The 17,541-nt window shown below is 66.8% G+C and carries 8 protein-coding genes and 1 tRNA gene; 5 read left to right on the forward strand and 4 right to left on the reverse strand.

Annotation, left to right across the window (positions count from 1 at the left end):
* Positions 1-320: 320 nt before the first annotated feature.
* From ACOQPP_RS16935 to ACOQPP_RS16945, 3 genes are all read right to left on the reverse strand, one after another.
* Complete coding sequence (locus ACOQPP_RS16935; RefSeq protein WP_420637038.1) at positions 321-2,903, reverse strand: DEAD/DEAH box helicase; 2,583 nt, start codon at positions 2,901-2,903, stop codon at positions 321-323.
* Between the two features lie 2 nt (positions 2,904-2,905).
* The gene (locus tag ACOQPP_RS16940) at positions 2,906-5,020 is read right to left on the reverse strand and encodes a DNA methyltransferase (protein ID WP_420637039.1); all 2,115 of its coding nucleotides are present in this window, start codon (positions 5,018-5,020) and stop codon (positions 2,906-2,908) included.
* Between the two features lie 508 nt (positions 5,021-5,528).
* Positions 5,529-6,683 carry a tyrosine-type recombinase/integrase gene (locus ACOQPP_RS16945; RefSeq protein WP_420637040.1) on the reverse strand — a complete coding sequence of 385 codons (1,155 nt, stop codon included), beginning with the start codon at positions 6,681-6,683 and terminating at the stop codon, positions 5,529-5,531.
* A gap of 444 nt (positions 6,684-7,127) precedes the next feature.
* Between ACOQPP_RS16945 and fabF the strand changes: the two genes are divergently transcribed.
* Both fabF and ACOQPP_RS16955 read left to right on the forward strand, forming a co-directional pair.
* Positions 7,128-8,393: a beta-ketoacyl-ACP synthase II gene (fabF, locus tag ACOQPP_RS16950; protein WP_420637041.1), complete on the forward strand. Its 1,266-nt coding sequence runs from the start codon at positions 7,128-7,130 to the stop codon at positions 8,391-8,393.
* 56 nt (positions 8,394-8,449) lie between these two features.
* Positions 8,450-8,585: transfer RNA gene (locus ACOQPP_RS16955), tRNA-Ser, on the forward strand.
* A 1-nt stretch (position 8,586) separates the two neighbouring features.
* On the opposite strand, the gene ACOQPP_RS16960 is transcribed toward ACOQPP_RS16955, so the two are convergent.
* Positions 8,587-13,848 (reverse strand): Calx-beta domain-containing protein, encoded by a 5,262-nt coding sequence (locus ACOQPP_RS16960; protein ID WP_419167597.1) that lies wholly within the window; start codon positions 13,846-13,848, stop codon positions 8,587-8,589.
* 655 nt (positions 13,849-14,503) lie between these two features.
* Here ACOQPP_RS16960 and ACOQPP_RS16965 point away from each other — a divergent pair.
* The 3 genes from ACOQPP_RS16965 to proC all read left to right on the forward strand — a co-directional run bounded on the left by ACOQPP_RS16965 (position 14,504) and on the right by proC (position 17,506).
* A complete protein-coding gene (locus ACOQPP_RS16965; RefSeq protein ID WP_420637042.1) occupies positions 14,504-14,896 on the forward strand; it encodes a PIN domain-containing protein in 393 nt (130 codons plus the stop codon).
* A 244-nt stretch (positions 14,897-15,140) separates the two neighbouring features.
* Positions 15,141-16,691 (forward strand): amidohydrolase, encoded by a 1,551-nt coding sequence (locus ACOQPP_RS16970; protein WP_419167996.1) that lies wholly within the window; start codon positions 15,141-15,143, stop codon positions 16,689-16,691.
* 5 nt (positions 16,692-16,696) lie between these two features.
* Positions 16,697-17,506, forward strand: a complete 810-nt coding sequence (proC, locus tag ACOQPP_RS16975; RefSeq protein ID WP_420637386.1) for a pyrroline-5-carboxylate reductase — start codon at positions 16,697-16,699, stop codon at positions 17,504-17,506.
* The last annotated feature ends 35 nt before the right edge of the window (positions 17,507-17,541 follow it).

Raw genomic sequence — 17,541 nt, forward strand, 5'->3', positions numbered from 1 at the left:
CGGACGGTGTCGGGCGTCCATTTAGCAAGTTGCCGAGAGGTCGAGGGCTTTTCCCGGAGGCTGTATAGCTGGCCGTCAGAGATGCGCGCGAGGCGGGCGAAGCACCCGAAAACCGGTTCCCGAGCAGCGCTCGTGAAACGACGACCTGACGCCACGCAACGATGCCCCGGAGTCCGCCGCACCGCCAGACTAAGCGACTCGGTAAGGGCTCGCGTCCGCGCCGGGAAGCGTCAGAACCACGACGACCGTCTCGCCGAGATCGGGGGGTGGTGGGGCAGCCAGCCAGCCGGGCGGCGCGGCTTTGGCGGTGCGAGGAACGCTCAGTAGTCCGCAGCCTCGTCACTCTGGTAAAGAGATTCCGCGTCATGCGCCTTGGCGACTGCCTCTCGAACGGAAGGCTCCGTAAGGTCCAGAACACGAAGAACTCCCCCCGGCATCCGTGCAACCGATTCGATCCGGTGGAAGAACTCCCCATGCTTTTCGGCGAACTCCGCCAAGCCGCGAAGCTTGGGAAGCGCGTCGGCGAAGTGGGGGCCATGGGGATCGACGATGGAGACCCTCACTGTCTCGACACCGTGGAAGAAAAGGAAATCCGGGCACATCCGACGCCATTCACCGCGATCATTCTGGTAGGCGACGGCCAAAGCATCGCCGGACGGGCGAGAGGGATTTCGATACCAAGCCTGGAAGCTTGTGCGCGCCATCTCCTTATCGAGGACCTCGATCTCCCAGTTGTTCAATGAGCCGACCGGGAAGTCGCCGTTGCCGTCGGACATGAGGTGTCCTGTCTGGGTCGGCAACTCGTTGCCATCGGCGTCCCGGGTTTCCTCGGTGCGGATCCGAGGCCGCTTGACCTCTATTTCCCGGGGCTGCGGCGACATGCTCCTGATCTCGTCGTAGACCGCTTGCCGTTCGTCGCTCAGCGCCTTGATCGCGACCCGGTAATCGGCGAACCACCTCTTGGCGATTCTCTCGGCTTCCCGGTCGAGTGCGTCGGGCACTTCCTCGACCTGTGCAAGAGCCGCCACCCGGACGTGGGCGTCGTGCAGGCCGTCGTCGTCCTCTTCCGCGCCAGCGACGTGGTCCGCGTACTTGCGCGCGACATCCGTCGTCAGCGTGCGACAGGCCGCCCTGAAGTCGGCCTCGACCGACTTCTCGTCGGCGACCGCCACGAAGGGCAGGTACTCAAAAGCCTCACCGCCACCGAAGCGAGCAACCAGAGTCTCGCCACGCACTTCGAGGATGCCCTTGCTGGCGGCTGCGACATCTTCCCTGTGCTGGGTTGTCAGCCCGTCGAGTTTCGCAAAGAGGTTCCGGTAGGCGTCCTTGCGCGCGTCTTTTCTCAGTCCATCTCGCGACAACGCTTGGGCCAGCGCCGTGAGCCTCCTCACCGGACGGGCTACCCTCCGCGGCAACGTCTGTGAGGGAACTTCAACAAGAACCTCCCAGACCGCCTCCGGGATGTTGCTGTTGGCGACCATGTCAACCGGGGCGAGGAGAACGCGGCGGCCGCCGCCGCCGCCGGTGCCATCGGCGTCGGCCTCCCGCTCACCCATCATGGTCTGCGCGACCTTGGTGGCTGTCTGCCGGTCAAAACGCGGCAACAGGCACGCAACCGAGTTGAGCATGTCGTCGCCCGGGACCCTCCGGGCCAAGGGCGTCCGGACCATCCGACCAAGCAGTTGGGTGATATGAGTCTCGTCCCGCGCCGGGCGGAACGACACAAGCACCTCGGCGCGTGGACAGTCCCAGCCGGTGGAGATGGCATCCTTTGCGAAGAGTACCCGGATCTGGGAGCGGTCCTGTACGGTCTCGGGGCGCACATGGGGGACCGAGAACCCGCCGACGTTAATCGGGGCGTGGTCGCCGAAGACGTGGGCCATCATGCGGTCGTCGAGTTCCGGCCACGCCTCCTGGACCGTCGTGATCGCAGACAGCAATAACTCGTCCGAGGGCGTGTTGGGCACTTGGACCACCAAGAGCGGCACCACCGCGTCCGGTGCCAAGCCTTCCCGCTCGGCGTAGGCGTGCCATCGGTCGGTCGCCTCCCTCACCTTCCGCGTGGCGCGAGCCAGCAGGACGGTGTCGAACTCACCGGCCTCGGTGGGGAAGCTCAAACGGATGTCGTCCTTGAGCAGGCCGGATTCCTGAATCAGCACGGGGTCAACAACCACGTGAGGATAGGTGGTCCGCCCTTCAGCTCTTTCCATCGCCTCGTTGAAGCGTTGGACGGTAGCGGAGATGCCCCAAACGATCGGTAGCGGAGGTATGCCCTTGGCACCGTTTATGAGCCGCTGCACGATGGTGGCCTTCTCGGCCCGATCCCCGGGGTTGGGCTGTCTCATGCCCCGGTGGGCTTCGTCGAGGATGAGGTACAGGGTTAGCTGCTCGTCGGCGATGGTGTTCGCCAGCGTGTCCCACATGGTGTAGGCGCGCGCATCCGGCATAGGCAGGAGTTCGCGCTGGCCATCCGCTGGAGAGTTCTCTGGCGTTCCCCTGACCAGAAGCGACTTCTTCCCCAGCTTCTGGCGATTGAGAAAATAGACCTTGCCCGGTTCGAGCTTCGCTCGGTTGAAGGTGTTTTCGATAACCTCCAGCTGCGAATGAGCGATCCGGTCCGAGGCGGCCATGAGGCGGAACCGGGTCTGCTCGTTGAGCGATGGGTCGTCGGTGAACCATAGCACGACAGCGCCGGGATCAGGATCAAACTCCAGGGCCGGGTTGCCGTGGAACAGCGCCTCGATCACGGCTGCCGCCATCACGGTCTTGCCCGCGCCGGTTGTTGCCGTCAACGAGAATGCTACAGGCCACCGTCGTCGATGCCAGTCGTCCCGCGCCCGAGCGAGGCGATCGAGCACATCGGCGACAGCGTCCTCTTGGTAGTCCTTCAGCGTGTACCGCACGGCTAGACCCGCCCCGCGTTGATCGTGAAGTTTGTGAGGTAGGACTCGTATAACCGAACGGCCTCCACCCTCGTGGGCAGTTCGCCGCACACCGATTGAAACCCCCGGTCATCGTCCGTCACAACGAACGCCATTCGAACGGTTTGGGCTCGGCGAACGGCGGAGAGGAAGCCCCCGGAGGCGTCCAGATCGAAAAGTACGCCATACGTGTCCGCCACGTCGTAGTCATCACATTCCACTTCGATTCGGCGTCCCCGCGATCCGGCCCTGATCCACAGCAGCGGAGCGACCACCTCGAACGCCCGGTTGTGGGCCACCGGCCGCGGCGCTTCGTAGGTCATGGCGAAGAACTCAAGATTCTCCCCGAACCCCTCCGCAAGGGGGAATTCGTCCGTATAGCCGTACATTCCCTCAACGGCATCTCCCTTCCGTGTCGCACCCGTGACCGCCGCCTCCAGCCTCGGCTTCGTGATGTACTCGCAGATGCCCAACCGCTCCCAATCCGCATCCCCAGGGCACAGCCCTGCTCCTCGAAGCTTCGCCTCCTCGACGGAAGACACCTCGTTGTTGGTGATTGATATGGACTGGCGGCGGCCCCCGTCTTGGCGATTCAAGCGCATCACTGCGTGTGCCGCGGTTCCTGATCCCGCGAAGAAGTCCAAGACGATGGCGTCCGGCTTGCTCCCGACGAAGAACCGGAGAGCATCCTCGACCGCGTATAGCGACTTGGGGTACGGAAACCGCCGCCCGGGAATCAGCTTCGAAAGGACGAGCGTCCCACCAGTTTCCGCATTGTGGGAGGGCACGTTCCATACGCGCTTCGGCGTCGGCGTGTCGTCGTCAACCGGCTTCGTTCCTCTGACCGAACCGTCCTTGCTCCGCCCGGTGACCGTAATGGTTCCGTCCGCAATCTCCGCTATGGTTCCGGTCTGGAGGTATTGGACAGTCCCCTTCTTGCTGACGCGCACGAACCCGTTCCTCCAGTTCCGGCGTAACACCTCCGGCGTCAACCCCCACAGCATCTCCGTCCCATCAGGCTTCAGCGGCCAGACGGCCATGGTTCCCTTGGGGGCCGCCACTGAGAGCCTATCGACATCGTCTGGGATGGGATCTCCGATGGAGTGGATGAAGTTTGTTTCCTCGTCGACGAAGATCGGATAAAACTGATTGGGACGTGCCGCTCGTACGCTTGTGGGTTCCCGGCGGCGCAGCCCGAGCCACTCAAGCCTCGCCGTGGCCCCTTTGTCGCCCTTGATCAGGTCCAACATGTTCCGCATACATGGGGTAGCACCGAGCCCACCGATCGTCGCTACGAAAAGATGCTCCTCGACCCGTGAGAACTTCCCGGGACGGACCACTCCCTTCGCGCTGATGACGCTTGTCACCATCTGAATCTCAGCGTCCTCGAAGACCTGTTCGAGCAGCAGCGCGAGTCGGTGCAATTCTCGTTCGTCGATCGCCACGATCAACGCCGAGCCCTCTGGGTTGAGGAGCCGCCTTGCCAGTCTCAGCCGCCGTTCCATCATCGCGAGCCACTTGGAGTGGCGGTAGGCGTCCTCGCTGTCCACGTAGTCGTTGTTGTATTTCCAGTCCCTCGCGCCGGAGTTGTAGGGGGGGTCGATGTAGATGGCGTCGACCTTCCCCTCGTGGGTGTAGAGCAGGAGTTGGAGCGCATGGAAGTTCTCGGCGTTGATGACGGTGTGGAATGGCTTGTCCCCACCCCGCTCAACCTTGCCGGTGGACACCATCCCGGGGAAGACCGGATCGCGGAACTCTGCAACAACGACCAAGTCATCGAGGGGTCGGCTTGTGGCGCTCGCCTGCGTGTCTTGGTGAGGCACCAGATCGGCGAGGCGCTTCCCTCCGGCGTTTCGCCGAATCCGGCTAACCCGCCACAGGCGGCGGTCGGCTCCCGACGGTTCCTCGCCACGTCTAGGCAGGAATCGGACCTTGTCGCCCCGGCGCACCGGGCGACCTGCCAGTTCGACCGTCTCGGGGATGTGCCGCTCGAAGTTGAGGCCGAACGCACGCCTCCCGGAGAGCGCATCCACTTCGCGCTTCAGGTCGGCTGCTAGCTCCGGATCCTGCTTTTCTAGCTGCCGAATCAGGTTGGTCAACCTCGACAAGCGTCGCTCCTTGGCTGGTTCTTGATCTGAGATCCCTTTGAGTCTACAGCGCCTCGCGCCGGAGCCAAGGGGAATCGGCGGGTAGTCTCTTGGACGCATGGCTGGTCTTACGGTCGGGAGTACCCGCCTGCTGTGGTTCCCGACCGATTGGGCTGTCATCCGGGGCTGGCCCGCCGGTCATCCGCCCGGACTTGAGCCGCAGACGGGCCGGATCACGGTCAAGGCCATCTACGACCTTGGCGACGAGGCCATGAGAGCATTCGGGTTGCTGCAGGCACTCTACACCCAGAGCCGCGCGTACGGTTGGATTCGGTCGGTTCGACGTGGAGAATCGGTCGCTCATCGACGCCCGCTCGCTGGAGGAAACTGGTGGCCATCGTCCAGGACCGGAAGAGGTACGGGGGCCATGGGACGCCGAGGGGCAGTGCCAAAGGCGTAGGTCGGGGCACGGGCGTAGGAGAAGACGAGTCGAGGAACCGGTTGAAGGAACGTCTCAGCGTCACGCCTGCGCTACGTAAGTTGACCACTCTTCCATGAGTTCGCGCCTACGCTCGAAGAGATCGGTTCGACGGTAGGCCGCCTCCACCTTGTCTCGCACCGTATGCGCCAGAGCCGCCTCCGCCACCTCGCGTGGGACGCCGGTCTCGCTGCACCAGTCGCGGAAGGCGCTGCGCATGCCGTGCATGGTCCCCTCGAGGCCGAGGCTCCGACTCAGCTTGCTCAACGTAGAGGGGTTCAACGGTTGTCCCGAGAGGGAAGGGAAGACCAGTCCGGAACCGTCAGCCAGCTTGCGGGCTTCCTCGAGTACTTCGAGCGCACGCTTGGAGAGGGGTACGCGGTGGGTCTGCCCGGCCTTCATGCGTTCGGCCGGGATCGTCCAGACGCGGTTCTCCAGATCGATCTCACCCCACCGCGCCTGCCTCGCCTCACCGCCTCGGACGGCCGTCAGAGTCACGAACTCGAAGCAGAGCCGGGTTGTGCAGTAGGCGCCCGAATTCCTCACCCTGTCGAGGGCCGCGCGCACCTCGCCGTGCGGTAGGGCCTCGAAGTGCTTGCGAAGGCCCCCGTTCTTCGGAAGCGCGGCGCCGATCGCGTCGCCGGCGGGGTTATCCGCGCGGTACCCCTGAGCGACGGCCCACTTCATCACGGCACCGATCCGCTGACGGACCCGCCGTGCGGTCTCCCGCTTCGTGCTCCAGATCGGGAGGAGGACCGCCATCACGTCTGCCGTCGTGATCGCGTCCACACGCTTGCGGCCCAGACATGGGTAGACGTACGTCGCGAGAGAAGACCTCCACTGCGCCTCGCTCTTCCCGCCGGCCCGCCAGGACGCGCGGTGTATCGCGATCACCGTCTCGGCCGCCTGCTCGAAGTTGGGCATCTCCTGCTTGAGCGCCCGCGGATCGCCTCCCGCCCTTGAGAGCTTCCGGTACTCGAACGCCGTCTCGCGGGCCTCGGCGAGCGTCGTATACGGGTAGCCCCCCAGGCCAAGGTCGAGGCGGCGGCCGCGCACAGTGCCGCGCCAGATCCACTGTTTAGACCCGCTCGGGAGCACGCGTAGCATGAGTCCATGCTGATCGGTATACTTGTCCGGGCCGGAGGGCTTACCGCTGTGCCGGACGGTCTTCACGAAGGCCGCGGTGAGCTTCGCCATTTGGGTCCTCCTTGTGCGGAATCCAGTACCACGCCGCGTACCACACTTAAGTTGAGACTAGGGGGTACTGACCGAAACGTCAACGAACCGTATGACATGGACCAGCAACGAGTTACGGTACGCACGAAACGTTGAGGAAGTGTCCGAAACCGGGTGGTAGGGGACACCCCCTCCGTTGGAAGTAGGGCGCAAGCCCACGTGGGTTCGAACCGAGCGACCGAAGGGAGCGAGCTCGGCGAAGCGCGGAGCGCTGAGCCCATCCCACCCCCTCCGTTAAGAAGTAGGGCGAAAGCCCACGTGTCCCGGGCGGGCCATGTCAGGCCTTCCGCCTCACAGTATTATCTCCCCCCAGCGCGGTGAGGTGCGGAACGAGGCCGATCCCACGATTGTCTGACGGGGTCCTTCCGTCTTGAGGCCAAACCAGGGTGCCCGGAGACGATCAGCTTGATCCATACGGATGCGGAAAGGCGCGTCGCGATCACCGGCGTCGGGATGGTCACGGCCATCGGCCTCGACCCGGATGCCACGTGGGATGCGCTGCTTCGAGGCGTGAGCGGCGCGGGTCCGATCACCCTGTTCGACGCGTCCGATCAGGCCGTTCGCTTCGCCTGTGAAGTGAAGGGTTTCGATCCGCTCGAATATCTGGACAGGAAGGGAGCGCGCCGCGCGGACCGGTTCCTGCAGTTCGCCATTGCCGCGGCGGCCCAGGCCATGGAACAGGCGGGGTTCGGCGATGGGTTCGCCCACCTGCGTCCGGACCGGACGGGGGTCATCGTCGGCGTGGGGATCGGGGGGCTCCCGTTGCTGGAGGCCCAGCACAGGAAGCTCCTGTCCCGGGGACCCCGCGCCATCTCCCCCCTCCTCATACCGATGTTCATCCCGGATATGACGACGGGACTGCTGTCCATCCTTTACGGGGCGCGGGGCCCGAACTACGCGACCGTGTCGGCCTGCGCTTCCAGCGGCCACTCGCTCGGACTCGCCTTCCGCTCGATCAGGAGGGGAGAGACCGATGTGATGATCGCCGGGGGCACCGAGTCCGCTATCACTCCGCTCGCGGTCGCCGGTTTCGCGTCCATGGGATCGATGTCGACGCGCAACGACGATCCGGAGAGAGCCTGCCGCCCCTTCGACGCCCGTCGGGACGGTTTCGTGCTCGGGGAGGGGTCCGGGATGCTGGTGCTCGAGGAGCTGGAGCACGCGGGGGCGCGCGGCGCGGAGGTTCTGGGGGAGATCGTGGGCTTCGGGCAGAGCGCGGACGCGTACCACATGACAGCTCCCGCTCCGGACGGAGTCGGCGCTTGTCTGGCCATGCGGCAGGCGCTCGCAGACGGGGGGCTGACCCCGGCCGACGTAGACTACGTCAACGCGAACGGCACTTCGACTCCCGCCGGTGACGCCGCCGAGACGAAGGCGCTAAAGGCCGTGCTGGGCGATCACGCGCGATCGATCGTGGCGGGCTCGACGAAGTCGATGACGGGCCACCCGCTCGGGGCGGCCGGAGCGATCGATGCGGTGATTTCCATGCTCGTCTGCAAGCACGGCGCGATTCCTCCGACGATCAACTTCGAGGAGGCCGATCCGGAGTGCGATCTCGAGTACGCTCACCGCGGCCCCCTGGAGCAGTCCGTCTCGGTGGCGCTGTCAAACTCCTTCGCCTTCGGCGGACACAACGCCTGTCTCGCGATCCGCCGCTGGGACGGCGAGTAGGCGCATTGGCGGCCCGGCAGGTTCGCGGCGCACGAGAGTAGCTCGGTGCCTCACCCGGGGGGGTGGCAGAGCGGCTGAATGCACCGGTCTTGAAAACCGGCGGGCTTACGCCCGCGTGGGTTCGAACCGAGCGACCGAAGGGAGCGAGCTCGGGGAGCCTGCGGAGCAGGCGACCCAATCCCACCCCCTCCGCTCAGCGGGAGATCACGGTCCCGTACACGGTCAGTTCCCTGAGCGTGAAGTCCTCGCCCGCCACCTGCAGGAGTCTGACGCGGTAGCGTGCGTCGTCGCCCCGGTGCGGCACCCAGAGCCGCAGCAGGGGTCCTTCTGGCGGCAGCGCACCGGCGATGACGACCTCGCGCCGTATCGAGGAGGACGCGTTCCTCTCGAACATCTCGAGCCCCGGCGCCTGCAGCGAGTCGATGGCCGGGCCCTCGACGACGAGCATGGCTCCGATGTCTCGGGCACCGGCCGGGGCCGTCAACCGGACGTACAGAGGGCCGGGATCCACGACCGCCGCGTTGGCCCCGCCATCGAGGGCGGCGTCGTCCGGCGGCCCGGCGATGCCGTCGCCGAGACCGCAGCCCCAGACCGAGGTTACGGCCACCAGCAGCGCGAGCCGCAACCACCCGGCGCGCGGGGTTTTCACGGAGCGCGGGCCGGCGGGCTCGTCGGGAACCGTCCCGCGGCGGCGGGCGGCGCCTCGCGCGCCCCTTCGCCGGCGGCTGGCCCCTCCCTCCGGCCGCGACGCAGGCAGCGCGGGGGGCGGGGAGGGCGGTCCGGAGCCGGCGGCCGGCCCGGATTGGGCTTCGCCCCCGCGGCAGCGGGCGGCCCAGGCGAGCATGTCGCCGAGGTCATACGCTCCGTTCCCGTTGCCCAGACCGTCGAGGGCGTCGAGCCGGTCCTTGCCGGGATCTCCGTCCCCCCACAACGCCGCGGCCGCCGCCGCCGGGGTCAGGCCGTCGCCGCCGGCCAGCGCGGAGCAGAGGCGCGCGGCCCGGTCTTCCCCGGCGCGGGCATCGGCCGTCGCCGGGCTCGCCGCCGGACCCTCGACCGTCGCCGAGATCGTCTCCGACAGCGCCCGGCCGTCCTTCGTGCAGACCGCCGCCGGGGTGCCGCAGGCCGCCCCGGCCGCGAGCGTCACCGTCACGTCCACCAGCGAATCCGGCTCGACCGTCAGTTGCCACAGGTCCCGGCGCCGGTTCACCCGACTGGCCTTCGTCGCCCGGCCCCCGGCCACCGCCACCACGTCCTCCCGCAACCGCCGACCGTTCATCCAGCTGAGCGGCTCGCTGAACGCGATCCGCAGTGTGAACGCGCTCTCGCCGTCGTGCGTCTCCGGCATGTCCCGGAACTCCGCCGTCAACGGCGTCAGCGCGTCGTCGTCGTCGATGATCGTGCCCGTCGCCGTCGCGTCGCCCAGCGTCGCGTTCGCCGGGTTCGACAACGTCAGCGTGAACGTCTCGTCCTCCTCGTCCGCCGAGTCGTCCGTCGTCGCGACGCTCACCGTCTTCGACGTCTCGTTCGCCGCAAACGTCAGCGTCCCGGACGCCGCCGTGAAGTCCGTCCCGCTCTCCGCCGTGCCGTTCGACGTCGCGTACCGGACCGTCACCTGCCGGCTGCTCGCCGCCGACAGCGACACCGTGAACTCCACCGCGTCGCCCTCGCTCGCACGCGCATCGGCCACGGTCGCCGCCGGTGACTCCTCCGGCGGCCCGGCCCGGCGCAGCGACACCGCGACCCGGACGCCGTCCGACACCCCGTCCGCGTAGCGCGAATATTCAGTACTCGGTTGTGGCGTGCGGCCCACCAGCATCGGTGGCGATGTGCCCCCGTTCCCCGCATGCGCTTCCAGCTCCGGAATACGGTATCCGTTCCAGTACGCCACCAGCCCCGACGCGTCGGGCAGCGTCGAACCCGTCGCCAGCCCAAACAGCCCGCGCGAATTCACGAAGAACGCATCGATTACGTAAGTCGCGCCGCCGTACTCGAAGGAGGTGATGTCCATCTCTCCGAACGACTCGCCTCGCACCCGGCCGTACCCCGCGACCCAAAGGGGGAACTGACGCCAACCCAGTGTTACGGTCGCCGACAGTAGCTCCTCCTCGCCGCCTGCGAGCGGCGGATTGGCAGGTGCGGGCCACACCGGAGCTGTTGCCGCGCTCGTTATCGAGTCACCTCCACGCTCAACCCGTACGGAGAGCCGCGCGCCCACGTCCGCCGCCGTCGGTACATAGGCGCTCGCGGTCGCTCCCGCGATCACTTCCGATCCGCGCAGCCACCGATACGCCAAAGCGCCACTCGGCGGTTCCGCGAACGATGCCTCAAGGACGTTGCCGACCTGCGGCACCCCGACGATCCGCGGCGCCGAGACCAGCTCAGGCAGTACTTTCAGAGGCAGACCCGAGGCCCTGGCAAGCGTGTAGCCGAGATGGCCCGTCGGCGGAGCCGGCAAGGACGTGCCGATGTTCGCGGTAACGGCGGCCGTCGCGCCGGCCGCGCGGGTCACGGTCACAGCGCCGCTGTGCACCGCGCCGACCGGAATCCTGAGCGTCGTCGCCCCGCCGTCGATGCTCCCGTTCGTCGCGCTCACCGGAAGCGTCATCGTGAACGGCGCGCCCGCGGGCACCGTGGCCTTGAACCCGTTGTTCCCGACCTTTTGCAGGGAAACGGCCACCACCATGGGATCCACCGAGTTTCCGTACAACTCGATGATCGTCAGCGCCGACAGCCCGTCGAACAGACCGTCCGGGAGAGTCGTCAACCGGTTCGTTCGCAGATTCAACCTGAAGAGCGAAGAAAGCCCCTCAAACACGTCCGGGGGAAGGCCGGCCGACGTCAACCGGTTCGTATGAAGAAACAGTTCCTCCAGAGAGGACAACCCATTGAACACGTCCGCCGGCAGGCTGCTCAACCGGTTCTGGTCGAGACGCAGGGTCGTCAGCGACGACAGCCCGTCGAACACGTCTTCGGGCAGCCTGCTCAATTGGTTTCCCATCAGCGTGAGGTCCGTCAGAGACGACAATCCGTCGAACACCCCCGCCGGCAGGGCGCTCAGCCGATTCGCCTCCAGATTGAGCTCCTCCAGCGCCGACACGCCGTCGAACACCTCCGCCGGGAGGGCGCTCAACTGGAGATCCTCCAGATCGAGGAACCACAGCGCCGGCAGGCCGTCGAACACCTCCGCCGGCAGCGTGCCCAACGGATTCGCGCCCAGTACGAGTTTCTGCAGCGCCGGCAGACCGTTGAACGCTCCCGCCGAGAGGCTGGTGAGGCGGTTGTTGCTCAGATCGAGGAACCACAGCGCCGGCAGACCGTTGAAGACATCCGATCGCAGGGTGTCGAGCTGGTTTCCACCCAATTCGAGGATCTCCAGCTTCGACAGGCCGGCGAAATCTCCGGCCTTCAGCGAGGTGATCCCTTTGTCGGCCAGTCCGAGTTCGCCCTTAAGCCTGGCCAAGTGGGCGGCGGTGACCTGCGTGCAGTCGCGGGCGGACCCGATCCAGGCGACGAGGGCGTCGCGCACCGCCTCCGTGCGGGCGCAGATGCCGGGGGCGGGCGCCACCGTTCCCGTCGCCTCCCCGTCCGCGATCGCCGCGCCCGCCGCGCCGCTCAGGGCGAACGCGAGGGTCTCTTCACCTTCGTCGTGCGCGTCGTCCAGCACCGCCACCTCGACCGTCTTCTCCGTCTCGCCCGCCGCGAACGACAGAGTCCCCGACGCGGCCTCGTAGTCCTCGCCCGCCGCCGCCGTCCCGTCGGACGTTGCGTAGGACACCGTCACCTCCCCGGACGCCGACCGGTCCAGCGTCACCACGAAGACGAGCGCACTGTCCACGCCCTCCGTCGCCCGCGCGTCCGCCACCGAGAGTGCCGGGGGCAGCTCGGGCAGAACGTCCAGGGGCAGACCGGGGGCCCTGGCGAGCGTGTAGCCGAGATGGCGCGGCGGCAGCGGAGGCAAGGACGGGCCGATGTCCGCCGTGACGGCGGCCGTCGTTCCGGCCGTGCGGGTCACGGTCACGGCGCCGCTGTGCACCGCGCCGACGGGAATCCTGAGCGTGGTCGCCCCGCCGTCGATGCTCCCGTTCGTCGCGCTCACCGGAAGCGTCATCGTGAACGGCGCGCCCGCGGGTACCGTGGCCTTGAACCCGTTGTTCCCGACTCTTTCCAGGGAAACGGACAGGACCATCGGATCCACCGGGTTGTCCTGCACTTCAAGGATTCCCAGCGCCGAAAGCCCCTCGAACACGCCGTCCGGCAGGGTGGCCAATTGGTTACTTGGCAGACTGATCCAGTACAGCGAGGACAGCCCGTCGAACACGTCCGCCGGCAGGCTGCTCAACTGGTTTGCCATCAGTGTGAGTGCCGTCAGCGAGGACAGCCCGTCGAACACGTCCGCCGGCAGGCTGCTCAACCGGTTCTGGTCGAGACGCAGCGTCGTCAGCGAGGACAGCCCGTCGAACACGTCCGCCGGCAGGCTGCTCAATTGGTTTGCCATCAGCGTGAGGTCCGTCAGAGACGACAATCCGTCGAACACCCCCGCCGGCAGGGCGCTCAGCCGATTCGCCTCCAGATTGAGCTCCTCCAACGCCGACAGGCCGTCGAACACCTCCGCCGGGAGGGCGCTCAACTGGAGACCCTCCAGATCGAGGAACCACAGCGCCGACAGGCCGTCGAACACCTCCGCCGGCAGCGTGCTCAACGGATTCGCGCCCAGCACGAGTTGCTCCAGCGCCGGCAGACCGTTGAACGCTCCCGCCGACAGGCTGGTCAGGCGGTTGTTGCTCAGATCGAGGAACCACAGCGTCGGCAGACCGTTGAAGACATCCGATCGCAGGGTGTCGAGCTGGTTTCCACCCAATTCGAGGATCTCCAGCTTCGACAGGCCGGCGAAATCTCCGGCCTTCAGCGAGCCGATCCCTTTGCCGGCCAGTCCGAGTTCGCCCTTAAGCCTGGCCAGGTGGGCGGCGGTGACCTGCGTGCAGTCGCGGGCGGCCGTGATCCGGGCGACGAGGGCGTCGCGTACCGCATCTGTACGGGCGCAGATACCGCCACTGGGTGCCGTCGGCGTCACCGTCTCCTCCTCCGCCGTGCCCGTCTCGCCGTCCTCGTTCACCGCGCGCAACTCGAAGGTGTACAGGGTGTCGTTCGAGAGACCCTTCACCGTCAGTGCGGTCTCGTCGCCGGCGCTCGTGCCGGAGTCGCTGGAGTCTCCGATGTCCGTCCAGGCACCGAAGGTCCCGGACCCCGCCTTGCGACGGTACTGGTACCTGGCGATGGCGCTGCCGCCGTCGTCGGACGGAGCCGTCCACGACAGCGCCGCCCGGCGGTCACCGGCGGTCAGGGTCAGATCGGGTGCCGACGGCCCGGTGGTCGCGCCATCTTCCTCGACCGTCCGGGCATGCGCGGCCGTGCCAAACCCGAACAGGAGCGCACCGGCGATGGGGAAGGCCGCCATGGCACGTGAGTTCATAGCACGAAATGCGCAGCGGATGACGGTTGGGGGAGAAGAGAGAACAGACACGCGGGCGCGGTGTTGTTGTGCAAGGAGCGGGTCTTCCGGCGTGAGGAGGCGATATTCGGCCCAGGAAGTGCACGCCAAGCCGGAGCGTACTGCCACGTCAATCCTTCTTCGCTGTTGCCACTGACAACCATACATTCGGCCCCCTGTTAACCGAATCGCGTGCTGCCGCGCAGCGCCGTACCCATGGGAGTTCCAGCAGCGATTTTGACGGAGAACCGCGGGTCCGATGAAACCGTCTCGTCAATAGCATAAAATGACTCCGTCAAACGATATGCGACGGCGAACAGTTGCTCCGAATACTCCTCATACAGGACGCGTAGCGCCCGGCGATCGCCGGGCGCCGCCCCGCGCGCCAATCGCCGCTCCTGAGTGGCGAGTAATCACGCTATCGACTCGAGGCACTAGGTCAAATGTTCGACTTCATGCTCCCCTTCGGTGTGGTTTCCGGCTGCAAGAGCAACTAACCGGAGACAGATGTCTCGGCAATACGAACAATATTTTATCTCAATGCCATAATATAGTTACGCTATGGCTGGAACAGCGTCGCGTTGCCGGTTCACTCCATGACCTGACAGGGTTACGGTAACGAGTGGAGATCGGGCCTTCAAGCTCGAACTCAGGACGGTGCGCGGGGAGGCCCCGCCAAACGTCGACATCTCCGATCGAGAGGCGCTCTACGACGTTCTGGATCGCCCGTGATCGCCGTCGATACGAACGTCCTGATCTACGCGCATCGCGCCGAGACCGACCTTCACGCGTCATTGCCTCCCCCAGCTGCCGCGTCGTCCTGCCCGGAGCCGGGTTCCTGGGCCTGTTGGCTACCACGTCCCGCCGGGCGGATGCCCGCGGGAACCTGATGTTCGACGCGCAGATCGCTGCGTTGTGCCGGGAGAACGGCATCTCCGCGATTCTCACGAACGACCGCGACTTCGAGCGTTTCGAGGGCCTCAAGGTACGCTGTATCGAGGCCCCGGAGCCTTGAAGACGCGTCGCCTGGGTGGATCGCCGGATCGCCAACGAGTCGTCGGCGGGAGGCATGCCGCTTTGGTGCGAATGCCTTGCGGGTTGCGCGGCCCCCGGGCGACAATTCGCCTCGCGCCGCGCTCGACCGCTACGCGGGCCCGCGCGACCGGTTCCCAGTACTCACGAAGAGGTCAGGTATGCGTTACTCCAAACTTCCGGAACTCAGGCAGGCGATGGCCACGTTTACCGTGTGCTTTGCCGCGATGCTCCCCGCCTCGCTCGGGGGCCAGGATGCGTTCGACCGGGTCCAGGCCGAGGTCGCTTCGATGGAGAAGCTCACGCAGGTCATGGTGGACAAGATCTTCTCCTTCTCCGAACTGGGGCAGCAGGAGTTCGAGACCTCCGCCTACGTGACGGGCATCCTCGATGAGAACGGGTGGGAAGTCGAGCGCGGCTCGGCGGGCATCCCCACCGCCTGGTTCGCGCGCTGGGGATCGGGTTCGCCCGTGATCTCCTTCGGCAGCGACATCGACGGGATTCCGAAGGCGAACCAGAAGCCGGGCGTGGCGTGGCACGATCCGCTCGTGCCGGGTGCTCCGGGACACGGGGAGGGGCACAACTCCGGGCAGGCGGTCAACGTCACGGCGGCGCTCGCCCTCCAGAAGGTGATGGAGGAGGAGGGGATCGAAGGCACGCTCGTACTCTGGCCCGGCGTGGCGGAGGAGCAGCTCGCGAGCAAGGCCTGGTTCGTACGCGATGGATACTTCGACGAGATCGATCTCGTGATTTTCACGCACGTCGGCAACAACCTCGGCGTGAGCTGGGGGCAGGCGAACGGGACCGGTCTCGTGTCCGTGGAGTTCAGCTTCGCGGGCGAGGCCGCGCACAGCGCCGGTTCCCCGTGGAGGGCGCGCAGTTCGCTCGACGCGGTGGAGCTGATGAACGTGGGCTGGAACTTCCGGCGTGAGCATCTCCACCCCAACCAGAGGTCCCACTACATCATCCCCGATGGTGGAGACCAGCCGAACGTCGTCCCGCAGACCGCGTCGGTGTGGTACTACATTCGGGAGATGGACTTCGACGACATCCTCCGGAACTACGACATCGCGAAGAACATCGCTCAGGGCGCGGCACTGATGACGGACACGGAGATGACGTACCGGGTGCGCGGCGCGGCTGCCCCGCGACACTTCAACAAGGTCGTCGCCGAGGCGATGTGGGAGCACATCGAGCATGTGGGTCTTCCGGAGTGGACGGAGGACGACCAGGCGCTGGCGCGCGCGGTCCAGGCCGAGGTCGGGAACGACTCGACGCCGGGGCTGAACAGCGAACTCGATGAGATCGGGGCTCCGCCCGAGGAAGAGAACGACCGGCGGAGCGGCGGCTCGGACGATATCGGCGACATCGGCTGGACGGTGCCCACGGTCACGCTCCGCTTCCCGTCCAATATCCCGGGCCTCCAGGGCCACCACTGGTCGAACGCGATCGCGATGGCCACGCCGATCGCGCACAAGGGGGCGACGGCGGGCGCCAAGGTGCTCGCGCGGACCGCGCTTCAGCTGTTCATGGAGCCCGATCTGGTGGAGGAGGCCCGGACGTACTTCCGGGACGTGCAGAGCAAGGACCAGCAGTATCAGCCGTTCATCACGGCGGACGATCCTCCTCCGACCGACCTGAACACGGACATCATGGCCCAGTTCCGGCCGCTGCTGGAGCCGTTCTATTTCGACGAGACGAAGTACGGCACGTATCTCGAACAGCTGGGGATCACCTACCCGACGCTCCGCCCCTCGGGTGAACCGGATCCGCATTGACGACCGTGGCGGACAGCGTCGCCATACTCGGAGCGGGGAACATCGGGTGCGCCATCGCCGAGGGACTCGTAGCCGCGGGCTCGCGTGCGCCCGCTGACATCCATGTCACTCGCAGACACGCCGACCGGCTGGAGGACCTCGCGGAGCGGGGCTTCCGGGTGTCGGCGGACAACGCGGCCGCCGTGACCGCGTGCGACACGGTCGTCATCGCGGTCCAGCCGCAGCACCTGGACGATGTGCTGATGGAGATCGCCGCGGCCCTGGACTCCGGGCGGCATCTGCTGGTGTCCGTTGTGTCGGGGGCCGGAATCGCGGCGATCCGCCGACACGTGGGGCCGGATGTCCCGATTGTCCGGGCGATGCCCAACACGGCGGTCGCGCTGCGCGAGTCGATGACCTGTCTCGCGGCGGAGCCGGCCCACTCGGGGGCGCTCGACCGAGTGGCGGATCTGTTCTCGGCCGTGGGGGCCACCCTCGTGGTGGATGAGGAGCACATGGTCCCCGCGACGGCGCTCTGCGCCTGCGGCGTGGCCTTCTTCCTGCGGGCGGTCCGGGCCGCCTGCCAGGGCGGCATCGAGATCGGCTTCCACCCCGAGGAGGCGCTGCAGATGGCGGCCCAGACCGCGCTCGGCGCCGCGGCCCTCGTGCGGGACCAGGGACGGCACCCCGAGCGCGAGATCGACAGCGTGACGACCCCGCGCGGCTGCACGATCGCCGGCCTCAACGAGATGGAGCACCGGGGCTTCTCCTCGGCGCTGATCAAGGGGATCACGACCTCCGCCGTGAAGGCGGATTCGCTCTATGCCCGTGACTGATCGCGCGCTCGGCGCCCGGCGCGAGACCCCGCCCG

This window comes from Candidatus Palauibacter sp. (genome assembly GCF_965222475.1).
In the GTDB taxonomy this organism is placed as follows: domain Bacteria; phylum Gemmatimonadota; class Gemmatimonadetes; order Palauibacterales; family Palauibacteraceae; genus Palauibacter.

Coding starts and splice junctions, on each gene's coding strand:
- ACOQPP_RS16945 (WP_420637040.1), bottom strand. CDS start 6,683: ATGGCGAAGCTCACCGCGGCCTTCGTGAAGACCGTCCGGCACAGCGGT.
- ACOQPP_RS16970 (WP_419167996.1), top strand. CDS start 15,141: ATGCTCCCCGCCTCGCTCGGGGGCCAGGATGCGTTCGACCGGGTCCAG.
- ACOQPP_RS16960 (WP_419167597.1), bottom strand. CDS start 13,848: ATGGCGGCCTTCCCCATCGCCGGTGCGCTCCTGTTCGGGTTTGGCACG.